At 58.8% G+C, this 16,361-nt stretch carries 15 protein-coding genes and 1 pseudogene; 4 read left to right on the forward strand and 12 right to left on the reverse strand.

Annotation, left to right across the window (positions count from 1 at the left end):
- Positions 1-203: 203 nt before the first annotated feature.
- The gene (locus AC0Z2B_RS15860; RefSeq protein ID WP_476297883.1) at positions 204-563 is read right to left on the reverse strand and encodes a response regulator; all 360 of its coding nucleotides are present in this window, start codon (positions 561-563) and stop codon (positions 204-206) included.
- Between the two features lie 157 nt (positions 564-720).
- Here AC0Z2B_RS15860 and AC0Z2B_RS15865 point away from each other — a divergent pair, with 157 nt between their 5' ends.
- The gene (locus AC0Z2B_RS15865) at positions 721-1,851 is read left to right on the forward strand and encodes an ATP-binding protein (protein ID WP_476297885.1); all 1,131 of its coding nucleotides are present in this window, start codon (positions 721-723) and stop codon (positions 1,849-1,851) included.
- A 49-nt stretch (positions 1,852-1,900) separates the two neighbouring features.
- Here AC0Z2B_RS15865 and AC0Z2B_RS15870 read toward each other — a convergent pair whose 3' ends face one another.
- The 5 genes from AC0Z2B_RS15870 to AC0Z2B_RS15890 form a co-directional block, all read right to left on the reverse strand.
- On the reverse strand, positions 1,901-2,113 hold the full coding sequence (locus tag AC0Z2B_RS15870) for a DUF2188 domain-containing protein (protein WP_476297887.1): 213 nt from the start codon (positions 2,111-2,113) through the stop codon (positions 1,901-1,903).
- A gap of 379 nt (positions 2,114-2,492) precedes the next feature.
- Positions 2,493-2,717, reverse strand: coding sequence for a DUF2188 domain-containing protein (locus tag AC0Z2B_RS15875; RefSeq protein ID WP_476297889.1), 225 nt, complete (start codon positions 2,715-2,717; stop codon positions 2,493-2,495).
- 68 nt (positions 2,718-2,785) lie between these two features.
- A complete protein-coding gene (locus AC0Z2B_RS15880) occupies positions 2,786-3,172 on the reverse strand; it encodes a DUF6555 family protein (RefSeq protein WP_476297890.1) in 387 nt (128 codons plus the stop codon).
- Positions 3,173-3,190: 18 nt separating this feature from the next.
- Entirely contained in the window at positions 3,191-3,490 is a 300-nt protein-coding gene (locus AC0Z2B_RS15885) for a hypothetical protein (RefSeq protein ID WP_476297892.1), read from the reverse strand.
- 12 nt (positions 3,491-3,502) lie between these two features.
- On the reverse strand, positions 3,503-3,904 hold the full coding sequence (locus AC0Z2B_RS15890; protein WP_476297894.1) for a response regulator: 402 nt from the start codon (positions 3,902-3,904) through the stop codon (positions 3,503-3,505).
- Between the two features lie 711 nt (positions 3,905-4,615).
- On the opposite strand from AC0Z2B_RS15890, the gene AC0Z2B_RS15895 reads away from it, so the two are divergent.
- Positions 4,616-5,221: a histidine phosphatase family protein gene (locus AC0Z2B_RS15895; RefSeq protein WP_476297896.1), complete on the forward strand. Its 606-nt coding sequence runs from the start codon at positions 4,616-4,618 to the stop codon at positions 5,219-5,221.
- Between the two features lie 142 nt (positions 5,222-5,363).
- On the opposite strand, the gene AC0Z2B_RS15900 is transcribed toward AC0Z2B_RS15895, so the two are convergent.
- Positions 5,364-5,930 carry a methyl-accepting chemotaxis protein gene (locus tag AC0Z2B_RS15900; protein ID WP_476298069.1) on the reverse strand — a complete coding sequence of 189 codons (567 nt, stop codon included), beginning with the start codon at positions 5,928-5,930 and terminating at the stop codon, positions 5,364-5,366.
- Positions 5,907-6,587: pseudogene (locus AC0Z2B_RS15905) on the reverse strand (PAS domain-containing protein); the annotation flags it as partial. The gene AC0Z2B_RS15900 and the pseudogene AC0Z2B_RS15905, both read right to left, overlap by 24 nt.
- Positions 6,588-7,037: 450 nt before the next feature.
- Between AC0Z2B_RS15905 and AC0Z2B_RS15910 the strand changes: the two are divergent.
- Complete coding sequence (locus AC0Z2B_RS15910; protein WP_476297898.1) at positions 7,038-7,229, forward strand: hypothetical protein; 192 nt, start codon at positions 7,038-7,040, stop codon at positions 7,227-7,229.
- Positions 7,230-7,347: 118 nt separating this feature from the next.
- Here the strand turns inward: AC0Z2B_RS15910 and AC0Z2B_RS15915 are convergent, their stop codons facing one another.
- Positions 7,348-7,740, reverse strand: a complete 393-nt coding sequence (locus AC0Z2B_RS15915) for a response regulator (RefSeq protein ID WP_475503280.1) — start codon at positions 7,738-7,740, stop codon at positions 7,348-7,350.
- A gap of 28 nt (positions 7,741-7,768) precedes the next feature.
- Positions 7,769-9,202, reverse strand: a complete 1,434-nt coding sequence (locus AC0Z2B_RS15920; protein ID WP_476297900.1) for an ATPase domain-containing protein — start codon at positions 9,200-9,202, stop codon at positions 7,769-7,771.
- A 358-nt stretch (positions 9,203-9,560) separates the two neighbouring features.
- Between AC0Z2B_RS15920 and AC0Z2B_RS15925 the strand changes: the two genes are divergently transcribed.
- Positions 9,561-11,771, forward strand: coding sequence for a putative bifunctional diguanylate cyclase/phosphodiesterase (locus AC0Z2B_RS15925; RefSeq protein ID WP_476297902.1), 2,211 nt, complete (start codon positions 9,561-9,563; stop codon positions 11,769-11,771).
- Positions 11,772-11,787: 16 nt separating this feature from the next.
- Here the strand turns inward: AC0Z2B_RS15925 and AC0Z2B_RS15930 are convergent, their stop codons facing one another.
- Positions 11,788-15,918 (reverse strand): CheR family methyltransferase, encoded by a 4,131-nt coding sequence (locus AC0Z2B_RS15930; protein ID WP_476297903.1) that lies wholly within the window; start codon positions 15,916-15,918, stop codon positions 11,788-11,790.
- 211 nt (positions 15,919-16,129) lie between these two features.
- Positions 16,130-16,300 carry a DUF6021 family protein gene (locus AC0Z2B_RS15935; protein ID WP_475503284.1) on the reverse strand — a complete coding sequence of 57 codons (171 nt, stop codon included), beginning with the start codon at positions 16,298-16,300 and terminating at the stop codon, positions 16,130-16,132.
- Positions 16,301-16,361: the final 61 nt, after the last annotated feature.

The raw sequence follows: 16,361 nt of genomic DNA on the forward strand, positions 1-16,361 counted from the left end.
TGCCACGACTGCGGCGCTTTCCAGTCAAAAACTCAGCGCCAATTAACCTTTCCCCACATGGCTGAATGCCCTCGTGCAGATAACTCTTCTCGGCCGTGGGACCTTTTGGAAAATATTCTAACCACAGTCTCTTCTTCCAATCCCTATTAGCTCACCAAGAGTTTGGCCAAACCCAAACTAGCCGAAAGACGGTACACATGACATTAGCGCCGCATAAGTTTGCTAACGGTTTGCTCGAGCGCATCTATGGTCCAAGGCTTTTGCAGAAATGACGACCGAGCTGGTAGCTGATCAGTTGGCAGTACGCGATTGCCTGACGTGACGATGACGGGTATCGAGGGCCATCGCGCCCAAATTATTTTGGCTAGTTCGATACCATCCAAACTGCCCGGCATGCAAACGTCAGTGATGACCAAACCAATCTCGCTGCGTGTTTCCAACACCAGCAGCGCCCTGTCGGCGGTCATTGCCGTCACGCAGCCAAGCCCCAGCACGCTGACGACTTCAGCAGTCAGGTGCCGAAGTATTTCGTCATCCTCTACGACGAGCACCGTAGCAGCCATAGCGATTACCTTATTGTTATCCTAATCTTAGGACAGCTTGGGCGGGCAAGGTTTGTCTTTGCCGACCACCGGTTGGAAAGCCTGCAACCCCTTTGCGCGTTGCTCCGGTCGCAATATCGATGCTGTCCCGACAGTAATCACCAGCGGGAGGCTGGCTATGCGGTTGTCCCATTTCATCACTGAGCACCTGGAAACCATCCTGCAGGAATGGGAAGATTTCGCCCGCACGCTCCACACTCCTGTCCCCACCTTGGATGCAAGCGGCTTGCGCAATCACGCGGAACATATCCTGAAGGTCGTGGCAGTGGACCTGCGAACGCCCCAGACCGAGCAGCAACAGATCGTTAAGTCGCAAGGACGTGCGCCGCAGAGCCTGCACGAAACGGCAGCGCAGAAACATGCGGTATTGCGGCTCATGGACGGGTTTACCCTGGAGCAGATGGTCGCCGAATACCGAGCCCTGCGCTCAACCGTTCTACGCCTCTGGCTGACTCACGGTTTCACCGGCTACGATCAGCAACTCGATGACATGATTCGCTTCAACGAGGCCATTGACCAGGCCTTGGTGGAATCGATTGCCTCCTACAGCCAGGCGGTGGAGATAACGCGAAAAACCGTGTTGGGGGTGCTGGGTCATGACCTGCGTTCCCCGTTAAGCGCCGTGTTGATGGGCGCGGATCTTCTGCGGAAAAATCACGGAATGGGTGAGCGTGAGAAGAAAATTGCGGGACAGATCGCGGTCAGTGTTCGGCGAGCTAACCAAATGGTGAACGACTTGCTCGATTTGGCGCGCTGCAACCTCGGAACGGGGCTCCCGGTCAAGCTGGAGTTGGTCGAACTCAATGCAATCTGCAGAGCCGCTGTCGAAGAACTGGATGCCGGCCATCCCCAGGCCAACATCCTGTTCACCGACACCGCCAAGGTCGTGGGGCGCTTTGATCCAGCCCGGATCGCACAAGTCTTTTCCAACCTAATCGGCAATGCCGTGCGCCACGGCGATCTGCAACACCCGGTCCAGGTGACGCTCGGCGCCCAGGATAAAGCGGTCATCTTCACCGTCCAAAACTTCGGCGATCCGATACCGCCAGACGCCTTGCCCTACTTGTTCGACCCGCAGGGACGGTATTCAAGGTTCGCGCGGAAAGAGACCGGCCCTGCCGCCGGGCTAGGCTTAGGGCTGTTCATCGCCGCAGAAATCGTGGCAGGTCACCAGGGCGAGATTAACGCTCGGTCCTCGGCTGAGCGAGGGACTGTTTTCGAGGTGAAGCTGCCGCTGGTGCTGTCGTAGACGATGCGCCATTGCTTTGCCCCCCCGCTCGGGCTACCCAGGGCCAACGTTAGCCGCGATCTAACCCGTGCAGGTAGGAGCGCTTTTCCTGCAACGCCCCATCGGCCCGGTGGATCATCAGTAGCGCCGTTTTCTCCGCCAGAAATGTTGCCGCCAACTGGATGATCTCGTCCTTGGTCGCGGCCCGCTTTGAGGCTCGCGTGGCGCCCTCCTTCTTCAACTCCCAGCCCGCCTGGGTCAAATTAATGTGATACGTACCCATGGGGAACTCCTTGAAGACCTGTGCGAAAAGCCATCGGCAGTGAGCCGGCCTCGACTCCTGCTAGGCTTTTGGCGCCAGCGGGCTTGGCAGGATAGGGTTTTCGTGGCTCCCCGATCGGGGGGCTAACGGGCTAGGTAGCACGGGGTTATCGCACTGGCCGCCCTGTGGCGCTAGCGGGCTAGGGGGTATTGGATCACTAGGCGCGCGCTCTGTTTCTACTACGGCAGAGATGGCGGTGGCTTGAAATTTTTTCTTGGTATTCATAACGCCCTCAGAAGATCCCAGCGCGCCCTGGTATTGTGTGCAGCATGGAACCCTTCGGTTTGTCTCACTGCTGCCAAGTTTTGCTGGACACCCGAGTCGACGCCTGCCCCCCCCATTAGCCCTTCGAGTGCCGAGGATCCGCAGAGCCCGGGTAGGTGCGTTCTTCCTCAAGCGAGCCGTCGGTACGATGAATCTTCACCGATGCTGTTTTGCCAGTGAAAAAGTCAGCCAACTTATTGACCAGTTCTTGTTTGGTCAGCGCTCGTTTTGACGCCCGCTGCGCCCCGGCCATTTTCAGTTCCCAGCCATCGGCGGTTGACGTGACGTGATAGTTATCCATGGTCGTTCTCCTCTCGTGGTTGCCAGGCAAAATGAACGCTTCTACGTTCTGCCAAGGCTTAATGCGGATCAGCGACCGTCGAAAAACGATCGACGTCGATGGGTGGGGACCAAACCCAGGTTCATGTCCAGCAAGGCGAAACGTAACGTCGGCCATACCGTCCGACCAGAGGGGGCGATTCGTTTGGCGTGAGGCTGGCCAACTCTGGGAATCATGGCCACAACGGCATGACGAATGGCCCAGTGCCAAGCCAGGGCGCTATCCACTAGCTCCAGGCGACTGGCGAAGGACTTACGCTCGCCGTGGCGCGCGCACTCAACAACACTGTGAGGTTGCCTGATCACCCCCCCTATTTTCCATGGCCCTTGAACAGTGGACGCCCCGGGAGGTGTAATAATTCCATCGACGTGCAAACGCCTCCGCCTGCCCCCAAAATGCCTGCAGTGAAATGCCACATGGCGAGCCTGCTCGCCCTACAGCAGTCCCTCAATGATCGTAGGGGCGATTGGAAAGGCCTCTCTGGAAAGCTCGTAGAATCTCGGCGTTCCCAGGCTGGGTGGAGAGCACGGTACGGCATCGACAGCTTGGGCGAGCAGGCCATTACCGGGCGGCAGATAAGCCCACGGATCATCCCGGCGAACGTCCAGGACGACGATATACCCTCGGTCTTCTGTCGCGCCGCGATCAATTTCGTAGCGCAGCGTGCGCAGTTCTCGCAGGGAGACGTAGACCTGGGCTCCCTCGCCGAGGTGTTTCCGATGCCATTGATCCATCGCCGCATCCTTTCAAGGCTGATCACTATCGTTCTGATCGAACGCCCCTAACACTTGAACCAGGCGCTCGGCCGACCAAGGCTTGGCCAAGCACACGCAGCCTGCGGGGACGAGAATGTCCTCAAGCGCATAACCGCTCATTAAAACCGTCATGGTTCCCGGCCACTTCTGGGCGACCATCGCGAGGAACTCAGCCCCCTGAAGCTGACCCGGGACATCATGGTCAGCCACTACGGCTGCGCATCCCCCAACTTGAAGCAAATGAATGAGCGCATCATCACACGACTGAAACGAGTGGCAGCTATCGCCTAGGTCGGCAAGGATGTCGCCCATGAGCGAGCGAAGCAGAGGGTCATCCTCCACCACAACGATATCGCCATCGAGCCGAAAATGACTGTGACTGAGGTCGATCATGGCGGGCTCCTTAGGTGCGGTGGGTTGAGTTTCACCACGTCTAGAAAAACCTAGGAGCACAATGGTTGACCTTACAGACCCGTTCTGGTGACTGGCGTTCCCCTGCCTTGAAAGCTTTTGTATCCAAGCCGGGCCCAAGTGGTTGCTGTCAGCGCAGCACAACAGACATCAGCCGGCTGCTCAAGCGTCAACGATGATGAAACCAGGCCATTACCTGTGGTGCTGGCATGTCACCGCGCGTACTCCGGAACGACGAGCATCTGCATCAGGTCCTCCCAGGGACGCTCCCGTCTTGAACCCCTTGGACAATTGGGTAAATGGACGAAGTCTGTGCTGGAAAGTCGGCTCGGTTGGACCGCCATGCACTCATTGCATCGCACATCTTCGCCTCGCATCAACCAAAGTTCTTGCCACTTCTGAAGCGCGTCCGCTGCATCCATTGCTTTTAAATCCTTAGCGCCTGTGCGCTACCAGTGGAAGAGGTGAGGTTTTCGTTGCCGGCGCTTGATCGCTGCTTACCACAGGCGAGTGGCTGTGCGCCTTGCGGTGGAAGGCTCAAGGCCGGGCCATTGATAAAATAGTACTGCTACGCGAAATTTGAAGCCGGAAACTGGATGTAAATGCAGGGGTAGCAATCGGCTGCCCCCAGGACTACATTTTGACGTACTCAGGAGTGAGGCCAACGGCCCGACAGCAAAGGTTTACGCAAGAATGGACAAGGAAATCATACTGATGCGCCACGGACAGCCCGAGACGGGGACGCAAAGCAAACTGCCGGCGAGCGACATGCACGATTGGGTCTCCCGCTATCACACCTCGGCGCTGGTGGAGAAGCCCGTACCGCGATCGGCTCTGAAGATGGCGATGCAGGCGACGATAGTCGCCACAAGCCACATGGCTACGGCCATATCCTCGGTCGATGCGCTTGGCGTGAGGCCAACCGTTGTCGATAGCGTGTTTGCCGAAGCCCAACTTCCCATGCCGAATTGGCGTGGCCTCCGACTACCGCCGTCTACCTGGGTATCCCTCCTTCGTACTTTATGGCTGCTGGGCCATACCGCAGGCTTGGAGCCCATTGCCCAGACTAGGGCGCGCGCCACTCTGGCCAGTATTCGGCTCCAGCTGTTGGCCCGCCAAGGCAATGCACTGCTGATAGGACACCGGTACATGAACCACTTGATCTCGAAAGAGCTACTAGCAGCCGGCTGGCACTGCCGCGAAAAAACCGGAAGGGGCTATTGGGCGTACTGTACCTACCGCCTTTCGAGTAAGCGTTGGGCCCTGGATCATTCAGGACGTTCGTTTCCAAGTCTTTAAAGACAGATGTTCTCGACCAGGTCACGATCCGCAAGGCTGTGACGATTGCATAACACCCTTTTAACCGGCCTGACCCAACGCCCATTCCAGCGGTGCACGTAGTCGACCCAGACTCTGGCTTAGTAATGTTGCGCGCGATCCATCAGGTGTCGCGCCCGGCGAATTGACTGACGGCTTGGACTACATCCTTAGCCGCCTTCTGAATCTGCTGCACTACACGATCTGCCTCGCTCGCCAACTGCAAAGCCTCCTCCGCTCGCTGCTTGCTTGCGCTAACGGTGTTTACCGCGCTCCCCGCCAAATGCTGATTACGCTCCACAACTTCGATGATCTCTCGCGTCGCTGCCGTCGTGCGAGACGCGAGCTGTCTGACCTCATCGGCCACCACTGCAAACCCTCGCCCCTGCTCACCCGCCCTGGCTGCCTCGATTGCCGCATTCAACGCCAGCAAATTCGTCTGATCGGCAATTCCCCCGATGGCTTTCACGATTGCACCGATCATTTGGCTTTGTTGATCCAGGGCGCTGATGCCTTGGGTAGTGTTTTCCATCGAAGTCGCCAGCTGTTGCAACACCTTCACGGTCTGCCGAATGACCTCGCGCCCTGCTTCGGCACTGTCATCCGTCTGCACAGACACGTTGTAGGCAATGTCGGCTGCCTTGGCGACGGCGACCTCTTGGTTGACCTGATCAGTGATCACCGTGGCCATCTTCACGACTTTGAAAAGCTGGCCCGCAGCGTCCGTCACCGGGTTGTACGAGGCTTCCAGCCAGAGATCCTGCCCGTGTTTGCTGACACGCTTGAATCGCTCCACAACAAACTCGCCCCGACGCAGGCGCGCCCAAAACTCGGCATAGGCGTCTGAAGCGGCTTCTTCGTTCGTGCAAAACAGGCGGTGATGTGCGCCTTGAATCTCTTTAAGGCCGTATCCCATCCCGGAAAGAAAGTTCTCATTCGCCGTCAACACATGCCCATCGAGCGAAAACTCGATTACGGCAGTCGAACGCATGAGGGCGTTCACCAAAGCTTCGTTCTTTCGGGAGAGCTCAATCGTGCGGGTCAAATTGTCCGCATAGATCTCAATCTCAGTGACACTGCCAGGTTTATCCTCGATAGGTATGACTATGGCCCGTAACCATACCTGCTCGCCGCTGGCAGACAGCAAACGCAGAGCTCCGCTGAAATGGCCTTTGCTTCTGATGGCCGTAATGGCTTTTTGTTGATGAACGTCGGTAGCCAGATCATCTGGCGAGAGATCCCACAGTTTGGCTCCCTGAACCTGCAAATCGGTGTAGCCGAGTTCGGACTTGAACAGGCTGTTGGTTGATCGAATCGTGCCATCGGCCTCCAGCACCAGGACTATCATTTTTGATTCCAGGGTGTGTTTAACCTGCTCAATGGACGCGAGCTGACGTTCGAGCTTTTGGTTTGTCTGTTTAAGACGGGTGTTGAACAAGATTGCTGGCTCCGGTTGAAGTCTAACCAAGCCATCGACCGGAAAGCCGCAGTCTTGAGGCTCTACCCTGAGATTGGTGAGCGTCTAATAAAACGTCGTGCGGGTAGCCGCTTATTAGGCCCCGTCGGCTAACTCGCAAGGCCTCCTCCGGGGGTAGAGCTGAACAAGCCAAACACATAGGGCAATCGCCACTCGTCGTTCCAGTTTTCGCACCTCAGCGTCGCTCAACTAAACTCAAACGCTGTCTGCAATGCCAATTCGGTATCACCGCCTCGCACGTCCCCAAGCAGTGGCGGGCTCTTTTTGGCTGCGCGCTTAGCTCGGAACTTCAACTCGGTTTGCAACACGAAGGCTTTTGCCATGGACGACTCACTCATCAACTACCGAAGCCTGCTTATCGCTGAGGACCCCGACCTGCGCCATGCCTTGGAGATCATCTCAGATGAGGAACTGAGCGCCCTGAGGGACTGTGGCGACTATGCCCAAAGAGTTGAAAAAAGCGATAGACACCGCGTCAATAACGCGGACGATGTTGACGAGTTGTTCGGGTAGCTGTTTTTAATGGGCACCATCATCGTGCATAGCTGGGACTATCGAGCTGATCCTCTAGTTCGCCCATCGCAAAACCAGCGCACACGATGAAAGCCAGGTGACTGAGCCGGCTGTGGATCTACTCACCCTCAGGCGCGCTCATTGGCCGATCGGAAGCTGGCACTAACGATCTAACCATGGCCACGACATCATCCACTGCAAACGGCTTCTCGAAAATGGCGTGGAAGAACTGTGGATGCGCTGTCCCCTCCTGCACATGCCCGCCACTCATCAGCAGCACCGGAATGCCTGCAAATTCCGCAGAGGCCTTGATGGCCTGAGCGAGCTCTAGGCCATTCATTTGCGGCATCATGAAATCAGTAATGACTAAATCGGGCTGATGGAGCCAAAGGGCTTCGAGCCCTTTCCTACCATTGCTCGCCGTGGCCGTTAAATAGCCCGCCTCCTCCAAAGCAAACCTAAGGATGTCGGCGATCAGATACTCGTCATCGACGATCAAAATGGTCGTCATGTCTAGGGGTCCCGATAGCTCAGAATTGCTAAGTCATTGTGGGAGAGCCCGACAACACCGCAACCGCGCGCTTGAATGTTTTGACCAAATCGATACCACGCTCGCCAATGACCATTTCGGTCATGGAAGCATCGTAGTCGCTGTCCCTCACCTTGAGAATCGTGAGCATCCTTTTTAGTTCAGCTTCATACTCAACGAAGCGCATGACCACAATGTTGTCGACGACGCTGGACAGATCAGGTGCCGGTGACGCTAGCTCCGGCCCGAAAATACCTTGCACTTCCCAAGTGGTGAACACCGTCACGCCGCGGCTGCGCAATTCGCCCATCAAAGCACTGAAGAAATCAGCGAGCCGCGGCGTGTTGGTGGCCGAACGCGCGAGCCCGCCCAGACTATCAATCACCACGCGTTTAATATGGTGCTCGTCCACTTGACGCAACAGATCAGCGCCAAGGGCATCGACCAGCCCCTGGGAGGTGGGATACCAGGCAAGGTGCAATGCACCGGATGAACGCATCGAAGCAAAATCAAAACCCAGTGCTTGAGCTTTCAACGTCAAACGCTGCGGGCTTTCATAGAAACCGACATGAAGGCCTGGCGCTTCTGGACTCGACGCCGCTATAAAGTGGATGCCCAGAGAGGTCTTGCCCGCGCCCGAAGGCCCCATCGCCATGGTAACGGAGGCCCCAGCAAGCCCTGTCCCCATCATCACATCAAGTGCTGGCACCCCGCTGGTGACACGCCTTAGTTCAGCAGCCTCGTCAGGTAGAAACCGGCTGTACAAGGCTTCAAGCCGAGGATAAACGACCAGGCCCTCATCGACGATTTCGCACTCATGCAGCCCTGACAATGCGCCGCTACCTCGGGTTTTGCGCATCTGAATTCGACGCACTGAGCGCGTACCGACCAATTCCTCGCCAATCTCGATCACGCCGTCGACCATCGTGTGTTCTGGACTTCCGTCGTCCAAGCGCGAGCTCGTCAGGAACAGCACCGTGCAGCCGAAAAATGCCGCGTGGCCCTGCAGTTCCGAGATGAACTTCTTGGTGTCGATCTGCGAGCCTGCCTTCGACCGAGCGTTGAGCAATCCGTCAACCACCAATACCGTGGCTTTCTGACGGCTGATTTCTCGGCGCAACAGCTTGACGACTTCCGGCAACCCCTCGTTTTCCAGGGTATCGAATGCACTGACGAACTGAATTTCCTCGCCAACCTTTGAGGCATCAAAAAAACTGAGCGTGGACAAGTACTGGAACAGCCTTTCATGCGACTCCGCGAGCAGCGTGGCGACCAGCGCTCGTCCCCCCTGCTGGGTGTGATTGAACGCCAGCTGGTTCGCCAGGATGGTCTTTCCAGATCCCGGCCGCCCTTGCACGATGTAGGATGAACCGGCAACCAGCCCACCCTTGAGAAGGGCGTCCAGGCCCTTGATACCGCTTTGCAGGCGGGGTAGCTGTTCCATAAGTATTCGCCTTGTCTAATTCGCGACCAAAATCATTAACGCGCGTTTCTGCGGCCAGCGCGAGCGTTATCTGCTTGGGCGAACGCGTCGTCCACGGATTCAACGCCTTCGAGGAGGCGAAATCGCCCCCCCATTTGAGGCGGGGTGAACTACGCCTGGTTCGGAGTAGGGGACGGCGGCAACTACCGTGCAAATACGCTCTTTCTCCGAACCGTCCGTAGGGATTGCGTTGCAAGCGGCTTGCGCATGACGCTAGGCTCTCCACTTAGGCGCGGCCATTGGCCAGCTTGTTCTAGCTTGCGTAGATCGTGGTCAACACCGCTATTCCCCACACAGCGCTAGCAGAGGCCCGTACACCATGGAACCGCCCCACAGAAATCGTGCTTGCGATATGCCCGCCGCGCTCTCAGGCGCCGACAGTGAGCGGCTGGTCCAGGCGTTACAGCTTCACCAGCTTGAACTGCAAATGCAGAACGATGAGTTGCGCACGGCGCACCTGGCTTTGGAAGTCTCACGCGACCTTTATCAAGACCTTTACGAGCAGGCGCCGGTCGGTTTTTTGACCCTGAGCGTGAATGGCACAATTGAGGCCGTCAACCAAACCGGAGAACGCTTGTTCGGCGCACCGCGCGAGCACTTGCTGCACAGACGCTTCAGCGATTTTGTGGCCGTCGAAGATCGGAACAAATGGCACATCACCATGGTCAATGGAGGCGCTACCTCCGAGCCCCAGGAACACGAACTCTCGCTGCTGCGAGTAGGTTGCAGTTCCTGGTTGGCACGTCTCAATTGCGCCGCCCACGGCACAGCGCCCGCGACGATGCGTATCGTATTGACCGACCTATCGGCCCGGCATGCTGTCGAACGGCGCCTGAGCATGGCCGACCGAGTTTTTAGCCACGCCCGTGAAGCCATCATGGTCACAGCTCCAGACGGGACGATCGTCGAAGTTAACGCCGCCTTTAGCGCCATCACCGGCTACTCCCACAATGATGCCCTGGGCATGAACCTGCAGGCCCTGGCAGCCGAGACCGGCGCCAACAGCGCCTACCAGCACCTGTGGCATCGGCTGGAACAGGAGCAACACTGGAAAGGCACGCTGCTGAGCCGTCACCGCGATGGCCATACCTACGTCACCCGCCAAACCATCAGCGCAATCATCGACTCACGCGGTGAGGTACGCAACTTCGTCGCCCTGTTCAGCGACGACACCCAGTTACACGAATACCAGCGACAGCTGGAGTACATTGCTCACTACGATCCCCTGACCCGTCTGCCCAACCGTACGCTGCTTGCCCTGCGACTCCAACAAGCCATGACCGATGCGCTGGCGCACGGGCGCAAGCTGGCCGTGGCCTACCTGGACCTGGATGGTTTCAAGGCGATCAACGACCTGCACGGCCACGAAATCGGCGACAAGGTACTGAGCATCGTCGCCCGACGGATGAGCAAGACCCTCCGTGAAGCCTGCACTCTGGCGCGCTTGGGCGGCGATGAATTTGTGGCGCTGATTGTCGACCTCGACCATTTCAGTGACAGCGGCGCCATGCTCGATCGCCTGCTGGCGGCCGCCAGCACGGTCATCCACACCGAGCAGTTACAGCTGCGTCTGTCGGCCAGCATTGGCGTCAGCTATTTCCCACAGGAGAGCGAAGTCAGCGCCGACCAATTGCTGCGTCAGACCGACCAGGCGATGTATCAAGCCAAGTTGGCCGGCAAGAACCGCCTGCACGTGTTCGATGCGCAAAACGATCTGGACGTGCGCGGCCATCATGCTTTCCTGGACAGAATCGAGCGCGCCGTTCGCAACCATGAGCTGCGCGTGTTCTACCAACCCAAGGTCAATCTGCGTACCGGCTCGGTCGTCGGTGCCGAAGCCCTGGTGCGCTGGCTGCACCCGGAGCGTGGCTTGCTGATGCCCGAAAGCTTCCTACCGTTGGTGGAAAACAATGCCCTGGCGCACACCGTGGGCCTGTGGGTACTGGATCATGTGCTACAGCAACTGCGCAGTTGGAAGGGCATGGGGCTGGACCTGCCGGTCAGCATCAACGTCAGTGCGCGGCAACTGCAGCATCCGGATTTTGTGACAACCCTTGCCCAGCGCTTGGCGGCGTTCCCAGACCTTGAGCGCGATCGCTTGATGATGGAAATATTGGAAACCAGTGCGCTGGAGGACCTGGAAGAAGTCTCGCGTACACTGCGCGCGTGCATGAGCATGGGCATTCGGTTTGCGCTGGATGACTTCGGTACAGGTTACTCGTCGCTCAATTATCTCAAGCGCCTGCCGGTGGCCCAGGTCAAGATCGACCAGACGTTCATCAAGGACATGCTCGATTCCAGCCGGGACATTCCCATCCTGCGCGCTATCCTCGACCTGGCGGCAGCCTTTGGCCATGAGATCATCGCCGAAGGCGTCGACAGCGCCGCCCAGGGCGCGCGCTTGCTGGAACTGGGGTGCGAACTGGCGCAAGGCTTCGGGATTGCCGAGCCCATGCCGCCCGAGGCGTTTGCTCAATGGGTCATGGCGTGGGAGCGATCGCCCTGCTGGCGTTCTCCCTCAGCCTCCTGAGTGAGGTGCCGAGACCTCAAACGCGCGGTGGACAGACCTCGACGATCACTTCGATGAACTGATCGAAGTTTACGGGTTTGCCCACGTGACGGGTAAAGCCTGATGCCTCGCTGCGCGTCAGGTCGGTGGAGGCCCCGTAACCCGTCAGGGCGATACTTGGGGTGTGCGCCATTGCCGGCAGTCCGCGCAACGCCTGCATCAACTCATGGCCATTCATCCCAGGCATGCCGATGTCGGAGATGATCAGGTCGTAGCTATCTTGTGTGGCGGCCTCCAGGGCTTTGTGCGGATCAGCAAAAGCGTGAACATTGGCGGCCTCCATCTCCAACAGCAGGGTCAGCGCGTCCAAGACCTCGGGCGAGTCATCCACCAGCAGTATCTTGAGCCCCACCAGCTGGCCACCGGTGACGCCGTCGTCCGCTGGATCGACAGGCTCCGGCGCTTGGAAACTCAGCGGTAACAGCACGGTGAAGTGGCTGCCCTGGCCCAACCCAGCCGAATGCACCCGGACGCTGCCACCGTGGGCTTCCACCAGCTGGCGCACCAGTGACAGGCCGATCCCCAGGCCTTCGCGATGCCGTCGGGAATGGGCGGTATCGGCCTGGGTGAACAAGTCGAAGATGGTGTCCAGTTGCTCTGGCGCGATACCCGGGCCGGTGTCGACAATGTCCACCTTGACCTCATCACCGAAGCGGCAGGCGCTGAGGCGAACCTGTCCCTCGGCCGGGGTGAACTTCTGCGCATTGCTGAGCAGGTTCCACAGCACCTGTTCGATGCGCGTGGGATCGGCGTCCACCATCAGGGGCTCCTCGGCCGGATCGGGCAAGTCGATCAACAACTGCGGGCCACGACGGTCGTCCAAAGCGCGACTCACTTCCCGGATCAGCGCGCTGAGGCTGACCGTGACACGCTGCAATTGCAGCTTGCCGGTGCGCACCCGAGCCACGTCCAGTAGGTCGTCGATGATCCGAACCTGGCTGGTCACCGCATCGCGAATGGTGTCCACTGCCTTGGCCGCAGTGCTGTTGCGGCTCATCATCGGCAGGCGCCGAAGCATTTCGGCGTTGAGCTGAATCAGGTTCAACGGGTGCTTGAGCTCATGGGACATGACCGCGAAAAATTCATCTTTCAGTTGGCTGGTGCTCTGGGTTTCGGCCAGGCGCAGGGACTGTTCGCGCTGCAGTTCGACATGGCTGGTCAGATCGCGGGCGATCTTGACGAACCCCTTGAAGTTGTCGCCCCGCAGGAAGCTCAGCTCGCTGGCGCAATAGAACCGGCTGCCATCGCGTCGCAGGTGCCAACGCTCGGCCTCGGTGCGCCCCTGGTGCCGCGCAGCCTCCAATTCCGCCTCTGGCACGCCGGCGGCTCGGTCGTCAGGGCAGTAGATGAAATCGAAATAGCGGCCTTCGGCCTCCGCCTTGGTGTGACCGAATATCAGCTCGGCGCCGGTGTTCCAGCTGGTCACCAGTCCCTGCTCGTCCTGGACGATGATCGCGTAATCACGGGTGTTCTCGGCCACCAGGCGCATGCGTTCCTCGCCCAGGCGCAGTTCTTCCTCGGCTTCACGGCGCATGGTGATGTCGATGAAGGTCAATACCATGCCGTCGATGTAGTTCTCGGACGAGCGATAGGGCAGCAGCCTGGCGATGTACCAACGCCCATCCGTGCTGCACACTTCGCGCTCGATGGTACTGAGCGTGTCGAACACCGTCCTGGCGTCACTGACCATTTCCTCGTAGGACAGCCGGTGCGTGATGTCCAGCAGGGAGCGCCCGGTATCCATCGGTAGCATGCTGAAGAGATCCGTGGCACGCGGGGTGAACCATTTGATGCGCATTGTACGGTCGAGGAACACCGTGGCAATGTCGGTGGAGGCGATCAGGTTGGTCAGGTAATCATTGACCTTGTCGGTCTCCTCCACCTTGGACTTCAGTTCGGTGTTGACCGTCAGCAGTTCTTCGTTGATGGACTGCAGCTCCTCCTTGCTGGTTTCCAGCTCTTCGGTAGCCGAGCGCAGTTCTTCGTTGACCGCCTGCATCTCCTCGTTGGACGCCTTGAGCTCTTCGCTGGAAATTTCCGATTGCTCGATGGTGTCCTGCAGCTGCAGTTTGGTGCGCTGTAGATCGCGCTCCAGGTTGGCCAACACCTGATTCTCGGCCAGCGCGGTGAGCCCGGCGTCCAAATCGGTGTCCTCGACCTTGCGCTCGTCAAAAATCAGTAGTACGCACTCATTCTCGGTTTCCTTGTCCGCGTAGGGGTGAGCGGTTATCTCTACCTGCACTTGAACGTCGTCTCGGTGCAGCTCCACCGGGCGCGCCCGGACCGCCTCGCCAGTTTGCTGCACCTGGAACAAGGTCGTACGCAGCTCCAGGCGCAACGGCGGGATGATCAGGTTGAGCAGGTTACGCGTGACCTCGCCGCTGCCATGGCGCAAAAATCGGCCTGCGCCGTCACTCAGGTGCATGATGTCGGCATTGTGATCGACGATCATGCTGGGGGGCGTCATGCGGGCCAGTGCGCGGGCATGAATGTCGGCAAACGAGAGTTTGCGTTGGGGGGCGGCCGAAGGGGGTGTCAGCTCCCCGAATGGACGCGAGTAACCGCCGCGCGGCATGCTCAGCAGGCGCCGCTCGGTCGGCGCACCGGTCTTGGCGCGGAAGATGCGATTTTTCTTGTCCAGGGCAATGAACAACTCCGGGCACAGGTCCACCGACTCCGAGGAACCCAAGAACAGGTAGCCACCCGGGTTCAGGGCAAAATGGAACATCTGCAGGATCTCACGTTGTACATCGCGTTCCAGGTAGATCAGCAGGTTGCGACAAACAATCAGGTCAATCTGAGAAAAAGGTGGGTCTACCAGCAAGCTATGCCGGGCGAAGAGCACCTTCTCACGAATCTCCTTGCGCACCTTATAGCAGGATTCTTCGCGGATGAAATATTTGCGTAGGCGTGCCGGCGGGACATCGGCAGCAATGGCCAACGGATAAGTACCGGTGCGGCCAGAGGCCACGGCACGCTCATCGATATCGGTGGCAAATACTTGCAGCTTGGCCATGGAACCACTGGCCATCTGCTGATCACTGAGCATCATCGCCAGCGTGTAGGCCTCCTCGCCGGTCGATGCACCCGCCGACCAGGCACGCACCTCTGCCTGCGGCCGGCCGCGCGCATCCAGGCTGCTGAACAGCTGTGGCAGCACATCTTGTTCCAGGGCCTCAAAGGCCTCGGGATCACGGAAGAAATTTGTAACCCCGATCAGCATGTCCCCCAGCAACGCCTTGGTCTCCGAGGGATGTTCAACCAGGTACTGGTAGTAGCCGCGCAGGTCTGACTGCGCGGTCACCTGCATGCGCCGCTCGATGCGACGCAGCACCGTGGCGCGCTTGTAGTGCTTGAAGTCATGGCCGGTGCCGAGGCGAAGCTGAATCAGAATCTCCTGCACGGATTGCTCGGCAAGCGCCGCCTCGTGCTCGCTACGGGGGGCGTGGGCCACGCCCGCATCGGCAGGCAACACGATCTGCTGGGCGTTGTGCCAGAGTTCGATGAGCTTGGCCGGCATCTGCGCCACCGGCAGCACAAAATCCACCATCTGCGTGGCAATTGCCGACTGCGGCATACCGTCGAATTCCGCGTCCTCGGGCGTCTGCACCAAGGTCACACCACCTTGTTCTTTGATCCGCGACAGCCCCACAGCGCCGTCCGCCCCGGTACCCGACAGTACTAGGCAAAACGCCCGCTCGCGGTGGGTTTCGGCCAGGTCGCGAAAGAACAAGTCGATAGCCACATGAGTGGCCCGCCGCGTGATCTGCGGAGTCACACCCAAATGGCCATCAACCATGGACAAGTCATGAGACGGGGATATCACGTAGACATGATCGGGTTCGATGCGCACGCGGCCGCTGACCTGTATTACCGGCATGGCAGTGACACCTTGCAGCAGCTGGTCGGCGAAGCTCTGATGATCGGGCGACAAATGGAAAATCACCACGAACGCCATTCCGCTATCGGCCGGCATGTGCTCCAGAAAGCGCTTTACTGCTTGCAGCCCACCCGCTGATGCCCCGATACCCACGATCGCAAAAGGCAAATCACTGCGGCGGTCTGCTTCATCGGAAGAGAACGTTGTGCGCTCGCGGGGGCTGCTCATGAATATCCTTAAGGACAATGGCTGACGGGTAAGGAAAATGCTCCTGTGACAGACCATCATAAAGCCACGCAGGTTAACGTGGCGACCAATTTTGGGCCGAGGGGCCCTGGTCTCTACAACCGCTGCCGATGCACCGCAAGCGCCCCTGATGGCACGCCAAGCGGCAGCAGCCCGCTCCGGGCTTATGTAGCCTCTCGACGGCGCAAAGATTCTATTTGCGCCGTGGTGAGTCCTTGGGCGCTATCGCCGGGCCTTGCGGATCCACTTCAGGATCTTCCAGATCGGGGGAGTCGGGATCGAACCCCAGATCCGGCTTGGGTTTGGCCTGATCTGAAGAGTGCGGGCCCTGCGGGGTATTTGGCTGTTGGTCTGGCTTGGTCATGACAGGATCTCCAAAGGTGTCTACAGCAGAAAGCCCCCAGCCCTGTAAGTTTGATTTTTCT

It is taken from the genome of Pseudomonas sp. GYB4201, assembly GCF_056312595.1.

Coding starts and splice junctions, on each gene's coding strand:
- AC0Z2B_RS15860 (WP_476297883.1), bottom strand. CDS start 563: ATGGCTGCTACGGTGCTCGTCGTAGAGGATGACGAAATACTTCGGCAC.
- AC0Z2B_RS15865 (WP_476297885.1), top strand. CDS start 721: ATGCGGTTGTCCCATTTCATCACTGAGCACCTGGAAACCATCCTGCAG.
- AC0Z2B_RS15870 (WP_476297887.1), bottom strand. CDS start 2,113: ATGGGTACGTATCACATTAATTTGACCCAGGCGGGCTGGGAGTTGAAG.
- AC0Z2B_RS15875 (WP_476297889.1), bottom strand. CDS start 2,717: ATGGATAACTATCACGTCACGTCAACCGCCGATGGCTGGGAACTGAAA.
- AC0Z2B_RS15885 (WP_476297892.1), bottom strand. CDS start 3,490: ATGGATCAATGGCATCGGAAACACCTCGGCGAGGGAGCCCAGGTCTAC.
- AC0Z2B_RS15890 (WP_476297894.1), bottom strand. CDS start 3,904: ATGATCGACCTCAGTCACAGTCATTTTCGGCTCGATGGCGATATCGTT.
- AC0Z2B_RS15895 (WP_476297896.1), top strand. CDS start 4,616: ATGGACAAGGAAATCATACTGATGCGCCACGGACAGCCCGAGACGGGG.
- AC0Z2B_RS15900 (WP_476298069.1), bottom strand. CDS start 5,930: ATGGCCACGGTGATCACTGATCAGGTCAACCAAGAGGTCGCCGTCGCC.
- AC0Z2B_RS15910 (WP_476297898.1), top strand. CDS start 7,038: ATGGACGACTCACTCATCAACTACCGAAGCCTGCTTATCGCTGAGGAC.
- AC0Z2B_RS15915 (WP_475503280.1), bottom strand. CDS start 7,740: ATGACGACCATTTTGATCGTCGATGACGAGTATCTGATCGCCGACATC.
- AC0Z2B_RS15920 (WP_476297900.1), bottom strand. CDS start 9,202: ATGGAACAGCTACCCCGCCTGCAAAGCGGTATCAAGGGCCTGGACGCC.
- AC0Z2B_RS15925 (WP_476297902.1), top strand. CDS start 9,561: ATGGAACCGCCCCACAGAAATCGTGCTTGCGATATGCCCGCCGCGCTC.
- AC0Z2B_RS15930 (WP_476297903.1), bottom strand. CDS start 15,918: ATGAGCAGCCCCCGCGAGCGCACAACGTTCTCTTCCGATGAAGCAGAC.
- AC0Z2B_RS15935 (WP_475503284.1), bottom strand. CDS start 16,300: ATGACCAAGCCAGACCAACAGCCAAATACCCCGCAGGGCCCGCACTCT.